This window comes from Paenibacillus sp. FSL L8-0641 (genome assembly GCF_038006265.1).
Lineage (GTDB): Bacteria > Bacillota > Bacilli > Paenibacillales > Paenibacillaceae > Paenibacillus > Paenibacillus polymyxa_D.
Genome location: NZ_JBBOUW010000001.1, coordinates 2,989,646 through 3,004,515, shown reverse-complemented (window position 1 = coordinate 3,004,515; position 14,870 = coordinate 2,989,646). Strand labels below are relative to the sequence as shown.

At 45.6% G+C, this 14,870-nt stretch carries 15 protein-coding genes; 10 read left to right on the top strand and 5 right to left on the bottom strand.

The features are described from left to right. Positions 1-6 precede the first annotated feature (6 nt). The gene (locus MKY16_RS13345) at positions 7-870 is read right to left on the bottom strand and encodes a class I SAM-dependent methyltransferase (RefSeq protein ID WP_028540694.1); all 864 of its coding nucleotides are present in this window, start codon (positions 868-870) and stop codon (positions 7-9) included. Positions 871-1,366: 496 nt separating this feature from the next. Here MKY16_RS13345 and MKY16_RS13340 point away from each other — a divergent pair, with 496 nt between their 5' ends. The 10 genes from MKY16_RS13340 to MKY16_RS13295 all read left to right on the top strand — a co-directional run bounded on the left by MKY16_RS13340 (position 1,367) and on the right by MKY16_RS13295 (position 12,385). Beyond that, the gene (locus tag MKY16_RS13340) at positions 1,367-1,825 is read left to right on the top strand and encodes a flavodoxin (RefSeq protein WP_039271202.1); all 459 of its coding nucleotides are present in this window, start codon (positions 1,367-1,369) and stop codon (positions 1,823-1,825) included. A 20-nt stretch (positions 1,826-1,845) separates the two neighbouring features. Beyond that, the gene (locus MKY16_RS13335) at positions 1,846-2,658 is read left to right on the top strand and encodes a hypothetical protein (RefSeq protein WP_069010637.1); all 813 of its coding nucleotides are present in this window, start codon (positions 1,846-1,848) and stop codon (positions 2,656-2,658) included. Positions 2,659-3,015: 357 nt separating this feature from the next. Further along, positions 3,016-3,669, top strand: coding sequence for an HlyD family secretion protein (locus tag MKY16_RS13330; protein ID WP_069010635.1), 654 nt, complete (start codon positions 3,016-3,018; stop codon positions 3,667-3,669). Positions 3,670-3,684: 15 nt separating this feature from the next. Then, positions 3,685-5,202, top strand: coding sequence for a DHA2 family efflux MFS transporter permease subunit (locus MKY16_RS13325; RefSeq protein WP_061831583.1), 1,518 nt, complete (start codon positions 3,685-3,687; stop codon positions 5,200-5,202). Positions 5,203-5,270: 68 nt separating this feature from the next. Then, positions 5,271-6,737, top strand: coding sequence for an efflux RND transporter periplasmic adaptor subunit (locus MKY16_RS13320; RefSeq protein ID WP_039271208.1), 1,467 nt, complete (start codon positions 5,271-5,273; stop codon positions 6,735-6,737). Between the two features lie 223 nt (positions 6,738-6,960). Then, the gene (locus MKY16_RS13315) at positions 6,961-7,803 is read left to right on the top strand and encodes an STM4015 family protein (protein WP_340885669.1); all 843 of its coding nucleotides are present in this window, start codon (positions 6,961-6,963) and stop codon (positions 7,801-7,803) included. 67 nt (positions 7,804-7,870) lie between these two features. Beyond that, a complete protein-coding gene (locus MKY16_RS13310) occupies positions 7,871-9,211 on the top strand; it encodes an STM4014 family protein (protein WP_340885668.1) in 1,341 nt (446 codons plus the stop codon). Further along, on the top strand, positions 9,204-9,986 hold the full coding sequence (locus tag MKY16_RS13305; RefSeq protein ID WP_340955692.1) for an STM4013/SEN3800 family hydrolase: 783 nt from the start codon (positions 9,204-9,206) through the stop codon (positions 9,984-9,986). The genes MKY16_RS13310 and MKY16_RS13305 overlap by 8 nt, the downstream gene beginning before the upstream one ends. A 69-nt stretch (positions 9,987-10,055) precedes the next feature. Beyond that, positions 10,056-11,474, top strand: a complete 1,419-nt coding sequence (locus tag MKY16_RS13300) for an STM4012 family radical SAM protein (RefSeq protein WP_340932418.1) — start codon at positions 10,056-10,058, stop codon at positions 11,472-11,474. Beyond that, positions 11,471-12,385, top strand: coding sequence for an STM4011 family radical SAM protein (locus MKY16_RS13295; protein WP_340955690.1), 915 nt, complete (start codon positions 11,471-11,473; stop codon positions 12,383-12,385). Before MKY16_RS13300 ends, MKY16_RS13295 begins: the two co-directional genes overlap by 4 nt. 144 nt (positions 12,386-12,529) lie before the next feature. On the opposite strand, the gene MKY16_RS13290 is transcribed toward MKY16_RS13295, so the two are convergent. From MKY16_RS13290 to MKY16_RS13275, 4 genes are all read right to left on the bottom strand, one after another. Then, a complete protein-coding gene (locus MKY16_RS13290) occupies positions 12,530-12,808 on the bottom strand; it encodes a YxcD family protein (protein WP_013310599.1) in 279 nt (92 codons plus the stop codon). A gap of 3 nt (positions 12,809-12,811) precedes the next feature. Next, positions 12,812-13,267 carry a hypothetical protein gene (locus MKY16_RS13285; protein ID WP_069010626.1) on the bottom strand — a complete coding sequence of 152 codons (456 nt, stop codon included), beginning with the start codon at positions 13,265-13,267 and terminating at the stop codon, positions 12,812-12,814. Positions 13,268-13,421: 154 nt separating this feature from the next. Next, on the bottom strand, positions 13,422-13,994 hold the full coding sequence (locus tag MKY16_RS13280) for a PadR family transcriptional regulator (RefSeq protein ID WP_013310597.1): 573 nt from the start codon (positions 13,992-13,994) through the stop codon (positions 13,422-13,424). A 250-nt stretch (positions 13,995-14,244) separates the two neighbouring features. Further along, entirely contained in the window at positions 14,245-14,808 is a 564-nt protein-coding gene (locus tag MKY16_RS13275; protein ID WP_029518130.1) for a beta-class carbonic anhydrase, read from the bottom strand. Positions 14,809-14,870 lie beyond the last annotated feature (62 nt).

Sequence of the window (14,870 nt, the reverse complement as noted above, 5' to 3'; positions counted from 1 at the left end):
AGGAATTTAAGCCTCCCAGCGTCCGAGAATACCACAAGGCAAATTCAATCCCGAGCGTGTGATCGGCAATCCGATTTCACCAGCGCTAATTTGGCCGCCGTATTTTTGTTGCATTGTCATGCTCAGCATGTTGCGCAATACAGTAGGCGAAATACCTGTAGTATAGGAGTTAATCAGCATGAACAGCGGTTGATCCGAAATGATGCTCATGCAGGATTCAAGAAACGGGTATAAGCTTTCTTCAAGCTTCCAAGTTTCACCGTTCGGTCCGCGTCCGTAAGAAGGAGGGTCCATAATAATGGCATCATAACGGTTGCCCCGACGTTGTTCCCGTTGCACGAACTTGAATACGTCATCCGTAATGAAGCGTACCGGACGGTCAGCCAGACCGGACAATTGAACGTTTTCCTTTGCCCACTGTACCATGCCTTTGGCCGCATCCACATGAACTACACTGGCTCCTGCATACGCAGCAGCAGTAGTGGCTCCTCCCGTGTATGCAAACAGGTTCAGTACGGAAATCGGTCTGCCTGCGCCTTTGATTTTATCCATCATCCAGCTCCAGTTTGCTGCTTGCTCCGGAAAAAGACCAGTATGCTTGAAGCTGGTGGGTTTAATGTGGAATTTAAGCGGTCCATAGCTAATGGTCCAGCGCTCGGGGATAGGTTTTTTCATATCCCAGTTGCCGCCACCGGAGGAACTGCGGTGATAATGCCCATGAACATTACGCCATTCAGCTGTTTCCTGGGCCAAAGGCCATATGATTTGCGGATCGGGACGACGAAGGACAATATCACCCCAACGTTCCAGTTTTTCACCACCGCCTGTATCCATTACTTCGTAGTCTTTCCATTCTTGTGCTACATACATGTACAATCCATCCTTCAGCAGTCAATTCAGGATTCAGGCAGCAAGCTGCACAGAAATCCCCATATGGAGTCTATTGTACAACAAACCACAGCAACAATCGAATGATTACATAAATAAGTAAGTAGTCACTTGGTCTAAAATATTTTTTCTCGGATGTACTTGTAATTATAGCGCTTCCATATTAAAATGAAGCCAATCCCACTTGTACGTATAACCATCCGTTTTTTATTATAATAATGAAAATGGGATGAATTGTACGTACATAATATTTTTTTATCAACACAGCTGAAATTCTACTTCATTAAACAGGCCTCTAATTAATTTGCTTATCCATAGGTTTTCAGCCAGCAGCCGCATGTCATGCGGCTGTTTTGCGTATATTTCCCCAAGATTAAACCTAGTTTTTGAAATTAACATTTGACAATGAGAATCATTATCAAATATTATTTGAGTAACAGGGAGTGAAAGCATCCCATATTTCAAATAAAGGTGAGGGATGAACTTGGGTAAAATTATGATTACTTATGCCAGTTTGACCGGTAATACAGAGGAAATTGCGGAATTGATCGCCGAGGGCGTCCGTCAGGCAGGACATGAGGCTGAGTTGAAGGCTTCGTATGATTGCAGCGCGCAAGAACTGCTCGCATATGACGGGTTCCTGCTGGGTGTATATACATGGGGAGATGGTGAGCTTCCTGATGAATTTTTGGATTTTTACGAGGAACTAGACGAACTTGATCTGTCTGGTAAAAAGACGGCAGTATTTGGTAGTGGAGATACATCCTATACGCAATTCTGTGGTGCAGTGGACTTGGTAGAGGAAAAAGTCAAAGAACGCGGCGCATCGGTCATTCAAGAGAGTCTGAAGATTGAATTCAATCCATTGGATGATGATAAGGAGAATTGCCGAGCTTACGGAAGACAATTTGCACAGGCTGGTATTGAAGTGTCCTGAGAAGAGAGTGAGGGATAGGTATGCGCAATAGCGATAGCTTAAGCGGCTTTCCTCTTCTGCACGACTATCAGCTGGAGGAGATGTGGAGAACTCCACAGCCAATCCGTCAATCACAGAGGAAAAGAGGGCGTGAGGGCTGGAATTGGCGGCAACGGGTTCAATATGCAGTAGGGCATGCGCTCAACGAATACTTTGGAATGGAAGTAAAGGTACGGCGGGAAGTCCCTGTCCAGTATGTGCTGGAGAAATGGTGGCCCAAGCAGTCAGACAGCTTTGAATCTTTGTTCCATTATTGGGATGTCAAAAATAAAGTGTCAGGTGAGTTGTCAAAAATTTGTGGCTTAAATAATGACTTGATGGTGCCTGTGATGCTGTATGAACAATTTTGTACGTCTGTGCCTGAGTTAGAGATCAATATTTCGCTTATTGTTCAGGCTGCTTGGCAACTATCAGCAGAAACAGATTCCCTGCTCATTCAAAAGTACATCGTTGACTATAATCCTAACGTTATTAGTACATTCCAACATATGACAAATGTATTTTGTTATTACGCATTTGGGGCCCTTCCTCAGCTTATTGAGGTATACTGTCTGCTGGAAGGCAAGAAGGTCCGCTTCATTCCGGGGCCTGCTTCTTTACAGCAATCTCTGGATTATGTGAGGCTATTGAGGGATTCCAAAGATGATGTACATGGGACGTCAGAACGCTGTCGTTGCGGGGGTTGCATGGAAAAGCAAGCTTCTCAAGGGAATAGAATGAATAAGAACACGAAGGAAGGACAGGAGGCGAAAAACTGCAAACAACGGTCAGCTGTACCTACGCCTTTCTCTTAACATTATTGTGTAACCCTTTAATTGTAAACTATCCCTTTTCGTGAAAGAGCCTTGGAAACAAGGTTCTTTTTTATGAAAAAAAATTATGAAAAAACTGAAAATTTATGTTGCCTGAATAGATAAATATATCTATAATATTTCAATGTACAATAGTTATATGAAAATATTTAAATATAAAAGACGGTTTGTGGACCATGGATCAGATTGTCCTATGTACATAAAATAAGTCCTGTCTTTTGCATGGCACGTTGCCATGTGTTTATTTACGTTCTCCATTTGGTTTAATGGCCTAATATTTCAATTTTAAAATATTAGCGTTGAATAATAAAAATTTTTTGGACAACAGGGGTGGAAGAAGTGAGTAAGAAAACTGTATTGCCAATCCTCATTGTACTGCTCGTTCTGAGCGGTGGAGCTATTGGCTACTATTATTGGTATCAAGCAACACACTTTGTTAAAAGTGACGATGCGCGCATTCAAGCCGATCAATATAAGGTAATGCCGCAAATCTCCGGAGAAATAAGCCACATTGATGTGGAAGAAGGAGATGTTGTTCAGCGTAATGAACCGATTGCCGAGCAGGATGTATCGGGGCTGGATGCGAGCATGATCAGCAAGTCCGTACTGCGCGCGCCGATCAATGGAACTGTCATTAAGATTTATTCGAAAGAGCATGAAATCGGATCGCCGGGTAGTGCTGTTGCAACTATGGTGGATATGAACAGCTTGTATGTATCCACGAATATTGAAGAAAATGACATTAACCGCATTAAACCAGGACAGCTTGTTGACATTACGCTTGATGCAGCAGGGGACCAGGTGATTCAGGGTAAAGTTCGTAAAGTAGGCGAAGCCTCCAACGCCGTGTTCTCACTCGTTCCTGCAGTAAACACAAGTGGTAATTTTAACAAGGTGACTCAGCGTGTGCCTGTAGAGATTGCTGTGAACAAGCCGAAGGATCTGAAGCTTATTCCTGGAACGAACGTGGAAGTAAAAATTCATACACCTTAAAAAGGAGGGGTCCATGTGGCTGCCAATGATATTGCTGCTGCTCCTTCGACAGATTCTTCCAAAGAACGCTGGCTTGCCTTTTTCGCTATCGTTTTAGGCGCCTTTGTCGCCATTCTGAACAACAGTCTGATCAATGTCGCCATTCCTAGATTGACGACGGATTTAGGATCTACGACGACACGTATTCAGTGGGTTATTACAGGTTACACGCTTGCATCTGGTGTAATCGTACCGATTACCGGATATATGGAGCAGCGCCTCGGATACAAAAAGTTTTTGATTCTAGCGCTCAGCGTATTTTCGCTGGGAACGGGAATATGTATTTTTGCATGGAGTGATTCTTCCCTGATCGCAGCACGGGTGCTGGCTGGTCTGGGCGGTGGTGTTATTATGCCGCTGAGTATGACGATTATTTACAAAATTATGCCGCGTGAACAAATCGGTATGTCCCTTGGTATATGGGGGATCGCCGCAATGGCAGCGCCGGCTGTAGGGCCTACGCTTAGCGGATATTTGATTGAGTGGTTTAACTGGCGGTTCTTGTTTATTGTCAGTGTGCCGGTTGCTTTATTTGCAATTTTAATGGTTATTCTTCTAATCAAAGAGCCGCCTAAAGTAGAGCCGAAGCCGTTTGATCTACCGGGCTTTTTGCTGGCCGCAACTTGTGCCGGAACACTCTTGTACGCATTGACCAACGGCCAGCGTGATGGCTGGACTTCTTTTGGAATTGTATCCCTGCTGTTTATTGCTTTCTGGGCACTTGTTTTTCTGATCTATGTAGAAAGCGGCAAGGATAATGCTGTAATTGAAATCTCATTATTCAAGAATTCAAAGTATACGATTAGTGTTATTGCCTCTAGTCTGGTCATGATGGGGATGTACGGAGGAACGTTCCTAACACCGTTGTTTTTGCAAAATATCCAGCGTGTGTCACCGATTGATACTGGTATTATCCTCATTCCACAGGCCATTGCCATGGCGGCTATGATGCCCATTGCCGGGAAGCTGTTCGATAAGTTCGGAATTGTGCCTTTGGGGCTTGTGGGCCTGACGCTAACCAGCTTTATGACCTATCATCTTCACCAGCTTACGCCAGATACTTCGCATGCCTGGTTGGAAACCGTAATGGCATTACGGGGTCTGGGAATTGGTATTTGCATGATGCCATTATCCACGGTCGGTATGAATGCCGTTCATCCGAGCAAGGTAGCCAATGCATCTACAGCATCCAATCTGGTACGTACTGTAGCTGCATCTATGGCGATTGCAGTGCTAACCGCCATTATGCAAAGCCGTTCGGCTGCTCATGCCCAGCAAATTTCGGAGTCCATTACACCAGACTCGGCTCATACGCTACAAGCGACATTGGGCAGCTCATGGATGTCATCCATAAGTAGTTTAATCACACTAGATGCCACATCAAGAGGGATTGGGGATACGTTCCTCATTTCATCCATACCGCTGTTTTGCACGATTCCACTAATCTTTTTGTTTATTCAGAGGAAGAAAGCAAAGACACAGCCGGAAGCTTAATCAAGGAACTATAAAATACGACTGGATGACTTACATTATTTCCACGGACAGAAAGAAAGGGAATTATCATGAAAATATTGAGAGTAGAAAGTACATTAGCGGCTTTAGTGCTCGGCGGCGCAGTGCTGGCAGGCTGCTCCAGTAATAGCGGGGCGGCTCAGGATATGGTCGTTCCGGTTAAAATCAGCCAAGCACAGCAGGGAATTATCGGACAGGGGAATATTTATACAGGAACGGTTACACCATCGGAGACGGTGAACATCGTGCCTAAAGTGGGCGGTAAAGTGGTTGAACTGCCTGTGGATATTGGCTCCGAGGTTAAAAAGGGTCAAGTACTGTTCAAGCTTGATGATAAGGACATGCGGAATAATGTTGCGAAAGCCCGCGCCGCAGCAGCTGCGGCAGCAGCCGGAGTAAGCACCGCTCAAGCATCCCACGAATCTACGATGGTTCAGGCAAACTCGGGCTTAGTGCAGTCCAAGAGTGGCGTGATTCAATCCCAAAGTGCAATCAATCAGGCACAGGGAGCTATTAATCAAGCCACTACAGCCGTAGAACAAGCAACACATGGTGTCTCCTCGGCAGCCAATACGGTGAAACAAACGCAGCAAGCTTTGGCAGATGCACAGAAGAATGTAACACGTACACAAAGTCTATTTGATGCAGGTGCGAGCACCCAAGCTCAATTAGAACAAGCCAAAACAGCAGTCGTGAATGCGGAAGCGGCTTACAATAATGCACAAAATGCGCAGGCTAACGCGCAAGATCAGCTGGTAGCTGCGCAGAAGGCTCTAACTACAGCTCGCAACAGCTATGATTCAGCAAAAAATAGCTACAGTAATGCAAATAGCGGTTACAGTAATGCACAAAATCAGCTCAAAGTATCTCAAAATACTGCGGTTATCGAGTCCAGCCAACAATCTCTTAAGCAGGCTCAGCTGAATGTGAACATTGCTCAGGATGCATTGGATGACACCGTTGTTACATCACCGATCAATGGTATTGTGGGCACGAAAAATGCAGAAGTGGGCGAAATGGTATCCGCTCAGTCTCCTGCGCTGGTCATCGCTAATCTGAGTACGGTCAATACATTGATCTATGTTCCAGCGGAGCAGATCAACAATGTAAAAGCAGGTGACAAGGTACAGGTTCGTGTTGCAGCTTCCAACATTGTAACAACAGGTACAGTTAAAAATGTAAGCCCGTTGGATGCAAGTGGAAAAGGCTATCCTGTAAAAATCTCAGTAGCGAATCCAGACACGAAACTGAAATCCGGCATGTTGGCTGATATCAGCTTTGTCGCTGCCAATGCACAAGAAGGAATTGTGGTTCCTACTGCGGCAGTTCAAAAGGATCAAGGTAAAGAATATGTATATGTTGTAAACGGAGACCATGCGAAACGTAAGGAAGTGAAGACTGTTCAGACGGCAGGTTCACAAACACTCGTTACCAGTGGCTTGAGCAATGAGGAGAATGTGATCGTGAATAATCTGGCATTGCTGTCCGATAACTCACCGATTACAATTAGCCAATAATTAGGCTCTAAACTTACGTACTATATTATAGTAGAAGTTTATTATGAATATGCAAAGACAGCCTGCTTAGCGGGCTGTCTTGTTTTTATTTCATTCAGCAAATTTTACATAGGATTAATGTCGATATGGGACTATTTTTGACGAACATTGGTAGAATAGGATAGACTAAATTGGAAATAGATAGTTTACGAGATCTCAGACAAGCGATCGGAGGAATTGTAAGATGGAAGTGAAATTGGTAGTGGATTATGAAGCTTATGAGAATGGCCAAACGATGGCTAAATCTATTGAGGAACTGGCAGCCAAGCCGGAGAGCGCGCAAGTTACAGATCTCATCATTGGAGATTGGGGCGGCGCCTATGAAAGTTCACCAGAGGATTTTATCCCAGTGTTAGTGAAACTCAAAGATCAATTCCCTAAGATACGCAAACTGTTTATTGGTGATATGGAATACGATGAGTGTGAGGTTTCCTGGATTAACCAGACGAATCTGTCCCCATTGTTAGAAGCGTTTCCAGCATTGGAGTCCTTTCATATCAAAGGTAGCCAGGACCTGAGCTTGGAGCCGCTTCGTCATAACCATCTTCAAGAATTGGTTATTATCTGTGGTGGTCTGCCTGTGAGCGTTCTTGAGCAAATACGTAATGCTGAACTGCCTGAACTGCGCAAGTTGGAACTGTATTTGGGTGTCGAGAACTATGGCTTTGACGGTAGCCTGAAAGATGTTTTGCCGTTTTTAGACAGCAATCCTTTTCCCAAACTTACATACTTGGGACTCAAAGATAGTGAAATACAGGATGAAATTGCAATTGCAGCAGCTAATGCCCCTGTGATTGGACAATTGGAAGTGCTGGATCTCTCACAAGGTACGTTGTCTGATAAAGGTGCAGAAGCACTACTGGCTAGTGAAAGTATAAAAGGGCTGAAGCATCTGGATTTGAGCTATCATTATATGTCTAGTGAAATGATGCAACGTTGGAAAAACTCAGGTCTATCTGTGAACGTGGAAGATCAACAAGAAGCGGATGAGGAAGATGATTGGCGCTATCCATCACTGACTGAGTAATTTGTACAAATGGATTTCTAAAACGGACTGTTTTCAAAATTAAATTGATCTAAAGTGAGGCGGCTCTATGGTTAGGATGTCAGACTGTAATGTCAGCGAGCCGTTTATCTTGTTCGGTAATCCGGGAAATCGTCGAACTACTGGGCTGCAGGAGGCGAGAAGCAGATTAATGCTTCCGCCCGCTCTGGAGGTTTCCTATAAGAATGTGCTGGAAGCTATTCGGCAGAAACAAGGTCTGAGCGAGCTGATGTTGCGAATAGCTGCACGAGCTACGCAAGATAGCGTGAATGGCAGTTCCTTTGTGCAAGAGAGCATTGATCAGTTACTGGCGGGGCAGATGGACAGTGGCCCGCTGCTTCGCCTGGATGCACCGGGCGAAAGCTTTGAGGTAGAGCGAGAGTTGATTGCTTTGGGCGCTCCGGATGCTGAGGGAGACGATTCTCTGTTGCCATGTCCGGAATGGACACAAGGCACAGGTATATCGGCGGCAGAAGCGCGATGTCTGCAGGAGCAGCACGGTCGTATTTGGCACCCGGCACAATGGTTCCGGGGCTATTGCCGTCTGCTGGCCTGGCTACGAGATGAAGTGGCTCTGCTCTGGCCCTCGTCACACTGGATGAACGACCCGGCGGAAGTTGCCGTGATGTTCGACAAACGGCGTTGTAGCGCCGATTTAGGCAAGGCAGATATAAGGGTTCCACCAGTGCTTGCATCTTCAGGTGGTGCATTTCGTGATGTTGTCGATCTGCACACGGCAATGAAGGAGAGCGGGTTTCACCGCGTATTTGTGAAAATATTTTGTGGGTCCGGTGCTTCTGGTGTCATGGCCTATCAGGTACACCCCCATACACACGCAGAACTGGCGGTGACCACGATTGGAACGGAAATCATACACGGACAGCGCGTGTATTATAATGCCGGACGATTGCGTCGTTATACGGATAAGCAAGACATTCATGCTATCCTTAACTGGCTTTGTCTGGAAGGGGTACATGTAGAGCGCTGGATTCCCAAAGCGACCTTGAACGGGCGTGTTTATGATGTGCGCCAACTCGTGTGCGGATCAGAAGCTTGCCATGCGGTTTTACGTTTGAGCCACAGCCCTATTACGAATTTGCATTTGCGTAATGAGCGGCTCTCGCTGAAGGAAGCCGGATTACCACAGAATACGGTGGAATCGGTCCAGCTTACTGCGAAAGCCGCTATGAGTGTTTTTCCGGCGTCCATGGTTGCTGGACTGGATGTACTGGTTCCGGCTCATGGGGGTCGTCCCTATGTGTTAGATGTTAATCCGTTCGGTGATTTGCTGTACCGGGTTGAACATCAGGGTTGGAACCCGTATGAATGGGAAATGCTGCACCTCGCTAATAGGAGCGTGGGTACGGAAAGGAAAGACAGATATGACTGATATGAATCAAATTGTCGGCTCTCATGATATTGTCATGATTACGCTTGATACTCTGCGTTATGACGTAGCAAAGCTGGAAGAAGAGAACTGTCCGAATTTGTGCGGCTCCGGGTCGTGGGAAAAGCGCCATACACCGGGTAGCTTTACCTATGCTGCACATCATGCTTTTTTTGCCGGATTTTTGCCGACTCCAGCGAATACAGATAAGACTTCACATATCCGTCTGTTCCACACCAAGGATACGGGATTGCGTACGCATCCACATACGTGGCTGTTCGATGCCCCGGATATTGTATCCGGGCTAGAGGGTGAAGGTTATCGGACCATCTGTATCGGCGGCGTTATTTTTTTCACAAAGAAAAATAAGCTTGCCAAGGTGCTGCCTGGATATTTCCAAGAAAGCTACTGGCGTATGAACTTTGGTGTTACCAACCCCCGTTCGACGGAGAATCAGGTGAATCATGCTCTGAAACTGTTGGAAAATGCAGACCCGTCACAGCGCTTGTTTTTATTTCTGAATGTATCAGCGATCCATGGGCCTAATCATTATTTTGTGAAGGGCGCAGCCAAAGATTCAGTGGAGTCTCAACGGGCAGCCTTGCGGTATGTGGATGGTGAACTTGGACGTTTGTTTGATGCTTTGCGAAATCGGGGCAAGACGTTTTGCATGGTTTTTTCCGATCATGGTACAGCTTATGGGGAAGACGGCTATGAAGGACATCGTCTGGCGCATGAGGTAGTCTGGAATGTGCCTTACCGCGAATTTATTTTATAGAGCAAATAGAAGTATAGATTGCACTGGTAAAATATCAAGAAATCAATCCAGCGTGAGGAAGGAGCAGAAATGAAAGCCATAAATCTGAATCACTCGCATCCAGCGGATGCGCCAGCCCCGGAGATAGACACAAACTTAGCACCGTCTAGGTTTCAGTGGCCTGAAACTCCTGCTGAATGGGCAAGCACAATCCGTGAAGCTCCTTACCGCTCCTATCTGTACTCTTACCCGCATAAAACGGCCTATCGTCCGTTTGATACACCACTCTCATTACAGGAGTTGTGGGAGAAGGAGGAGTTAGAAAGCTATTTTTTGTATATGCATATTCCATTTTGCGCGGCTCGCTGTGGATTTTGTAACCTGTTCACTTTGCCGGACAAGCGTCTGGATGTACATAAGGAGTATGTGGATGCACTAGAAAGACAAGCCAAGCAATGGGCACCCATTATGGGGCGTCGACCTTTTTCACGTTTTGCGATCGGCGGCGGTACACCGACCTTATTGGAGGCTCCTTTGGTGGAGCGCTTGTTTGACATTGCGGAAAATATTATGGGACTGGACCCTAAGCGAGCTTCTATTTCGGTGGAGACCTCTCCCGATACTGTGACTGAGGACAGGTTGGAGGTGCTCAAGCGCCGCGGGACAGATCGTGTCAGTATGGGAATTCAGAGCTTTGTGGAATCAGAAAGTGCCGCCATATACCGACCTCAGAAGCCCAAACTTGTTAGAGAAGCACTTGAGCGGCTGGTGGAATACAACTTTCCTTTGCTGAACGTAGATCTGATCTATGGCTTGCCTGGTCAAACGGTGGAAACCTGGCTGTATTCTTTAGAGGAAGCCCTGTCTTACTCGCCAGGAGAAATATTTCTTTATCCGTTATATATTCGAGAAAATACGATTTTAAAGCCAGGCTATACCGGGCTGGATCATGATATTCGCCTTAGCTTGTATGAAGTGGCGCGCGAACGGCTCAAACAAGCAGGATATGTACAATACTCCATGCGCCGTTTTGCAAAAAATGATGGTATATCCAGCAAAGAGCTTTTGCCCTACAGTTGCCAGGAGGAAGGTATGGCTGGTCTGGGGTGTGGTGCACGCTCCTATACACGCAATGTCCACTATGCCAGCCGTTATGGGGTTAGTGCAGCAGCTACCCGTAGCATTATCGCAGATTATGTTGCTGCGGAGCGTCATGATCTGGCTGACTACGGCTTTATTTTAAATGTGGATGAGAGTAAGCGACGCTTTATCTTAAAAGCGCTTCTTCATCGGGAAGGTTTGGAGCTATCGGCCTATGCAGAGCGCTTCGGTGTATCCCTGTCGGACGATTTTACAGGAATGTCGTTGCTGTTGGAATCCGGTATGGCTGTCGTCGAGGAGGGTACGCTGCGACTTACAGAGGAAGGAATGGCCTATTCCGATGCGATTGGGGACTGGATGATCTCCACATCAGTACGTGAGCGCATGGAAGGATATGTAGGCGCATGAGAGCGACCTTATATTATCGTGGTTCGTTGACCTCGTGTAACTATGCTTGCCCTTACTGCCCGTTCAGTAAAAACGTTGATAGTCGGGAAACGTTGAACAAGGATAGGGCCCAGTTGGAACGTTTTGCTGATTGGGTACGTGAACAGGGCGTTTTGGGGCATCGTCTCTCTATTTTTTTTAATCCGTATGGAGAAGCCTTGATTCATTCCTGGTATCGCAAGACCATGATTGAGTTTTCCCACATGGCGCATGTGGAAAAAGTGGCGGTACAGACGAATCTCTCGACGAAGCTGGATTGGACGAAAGAACTGAACCCGGAGACTGCTGCGCTGTGGGCTACATATCACCCTGGAGAGACGAAAGAGCAAGTTTTTATATCGCAGGCTATGAAGCTATATGAACTTGGTATTTCCTATAGTGTCGGTACCGTCGGGTTAAGACAAGCCTTCCCAGCTATTCGTTCCTTAAGATCGCAACTTCCAAGGGATGTTTATTTGTGGGTCAACGCCTACAAGGATCGACCCCATTATTATACAGATGCTGAAGTCACTGAATTAACTGCGATCGACCCCTATTTTCAATGGAATTTAAAGGATTATAGCAGTCAGGGACGGGCATGTCGCGCCGGTGAAGATGTATTTTATGTCCAGGGTGACGGAAGAGTAAAACACTGCTATCAGGATCGACGGGTACTTGGACACTTATATAGGGATGGTCTTGAGGGTCTGAGTGGCAAACGTCCGTGCCGGATGGAAGAATGCGGCTGCTATATCGGCTATATTCATATGGAAGAGCAGCCATTTCAGGAAATGTACGGTAGTGGCTTACTCGAAAGAGTGCCGCAAGTACAGGTATCTCCGGTTCCATCATTTAGCAGACAGGCTGTTCATAGAGATAATGAATCCATATAACAAGGGGTGTCCACATCTAAATGTAATACTATAGCACCTTGATCTATTAGAGAAACGATCAACAAAAAACCGACCCTTGCCATCAAGCAAAGGTCGGTTCATTTGTTTTATAATAACTCTATACGACTGTTCTATGCGAAATAATCAAGTTTGGACAATAGCAGTAATTTCTTCATCCAGATCCAATCTGATTTGTTCGCGATAGGCACGAATATTGTATTCGGAATATAGGTATCTCAGAATGGCTTCTATCATATTGGCTTCCACCAGATATTGACTGCGGCCCTGTACATGGACTTCTGCTGAATAACCTGTATCCTCTTCCCAGCTTAGTTCTACTGTCACATCCGTGGGCTGGACACCTTTACGTTCAGCCATATGCAAGCAAATAGCGTTGACAATCTCATCCATACTCAAAATCATAGCTTAGTAACGTCCTCCACGGGAATCATCTGGTCTGCGACGATTTTTAATAGCACGGTAGATACCTACTCCGATCATGATCAGGACGTAAATGGCCAGAACGTTAACGGCAAGGCCAAGCAAGCTGCCCAATGCGCCCATGTTGCCGAACAATCCGCCGAAGAGCATACCTGCCAAACCGCCCAGCATCATACCTTTCAGAAATCCGCCGCCACCGCCAAGGAATCCACCGGTTCTGCTTGTATTACCAGCAGTTGCCCCTGACTTGGCTCCGCTATCTGACTTATTAATTCCATTGCTGTCATTCGCCTTGCTTGGTGTAGATTGGTATGATTTAGGTCCGGATTTAAACCCGCCGCCTCGCCTTGCGTCAGCTGTAGATGGTGCGATCATAGCAATGAGTAGGGTAAAAGCCATCATCAGCATCATCATATTTTTCAAAGTGAATGTTTTTTTCATGTAAATATAATCCCCCTTAGTAAATTTGTTTATAGGTCAAACAACCGCTTACCAGTAATACGAATGGCATGGAAAAGGGTTTCAAAGAATTTTAATTTTTTAAAAATTAAATAATAACGTCCCATAAATCCTATGCATGGATTGGCTAAAACATTCAGCTTTGCGGCTTAAGTGAAAACGGATTAGTGTCAGCACTGACATCACCGGCAAGCAGCATACGCAGAACCATTTGGCACCATTCCAGACCTGCTTTAGCATTCAAAAGTCCTTTTTGTACTAAAATATAGTCACCAAAGTTCTTACTGCCAAAATGTAAATTCTCTGCGGGAATATCGTTCAGGATATCCTCAAGATGCTGGATTTTCTGAATAAAATGACGTTTGCGTTCCTCCAGCATACGATTGGCACTACTTTTGTCCGTTAACCAAAGACAGAACAGTCGAAGACTTAATTCATCCCGTGTAACCGGAGCAGCTAACGCTTCCTGGGACCATTGCTGAAGCATATGGATTCCCTTGTCGGTAATGGTATACATTTTCTTATCAGGCTTGTCGGACTGCTGAATCCAACGGGAGGCTAGCAGTTCCTTGCTCTCCATACGGGCCAGTAGCGGATAGATCTGACTGTGCTTGGCCTGCCAAAAAGGCTGGATACGCAACATCAGATCATAGCCGGAGGATTCTTCTCTTGCGAGAAGCCCCAACAGACCATACGATAGTAAATTCATAGATCTTATCTCCTTCATCCATCATAGTAACGGTTGTAACAGCACTGCGGCAGCTATTCTGCAGCTTCATGAAAAGTGTACACTGAAACTGTATGGTTTGACAACTTTCAGTCAGGTCGTTCACAGGTTAGCCAAAATTGATTCTTGTCATTCTCCACGTATATGTGCTTTTTTTCATAAAAAAGGGTAGTTTAAGCTCGTATGTACGAGCTTAAACTACCCTGGTAACCTTCTGCGAAGCGTATCCTATTTACTGTTCATTTCCATCAACGAGAAGTGTTAACGCTCCTGTATCTGGATGAATAACCATGCCGTGAACGGGGGCATTAGGAGGGAGAAGCGGGTGATTTTTAATAAGCTTCACGGTAGTTCTTACCCCTTCTTCAATGTTGTCAAAACCTTTTAACCATTTATTTAGCTTAATTCCTGAATTTTCTAATGTATTCAGCACTTCCTGAGAAATTCCGCGATCGAGCATTTCATTGACCATGTGGTCTGCATTTAATGCAGCCATGCCGCACTCATAATGACCTACAACGACGACTTCGTCTGCTCCCAGCTCATACAGGGCGACTAGCACACTGCGCATTACACTTCCAAAGGGCTGTGAAATAATAGCACCCGCATTTTTGATGATTTTCACATCACCGTTGCGCAGGTTCATGGCTTTCGGGAGTAACTCCGTTAGCCGTGTATCCATACAAGTGATAATGACCATTTTTTTATTGGGGAACTTGCCCGTTCTATAGGCCTCGTATTCTTTGTTTTCTACGAAAACACGATTGTACTCTAAAATTTCTTTGATGTGATTCACGATTGTTCCCTCCAGATTCTATTTAAGTTTGATATGTACAGCCCAACGTTTATTTTAGGTCT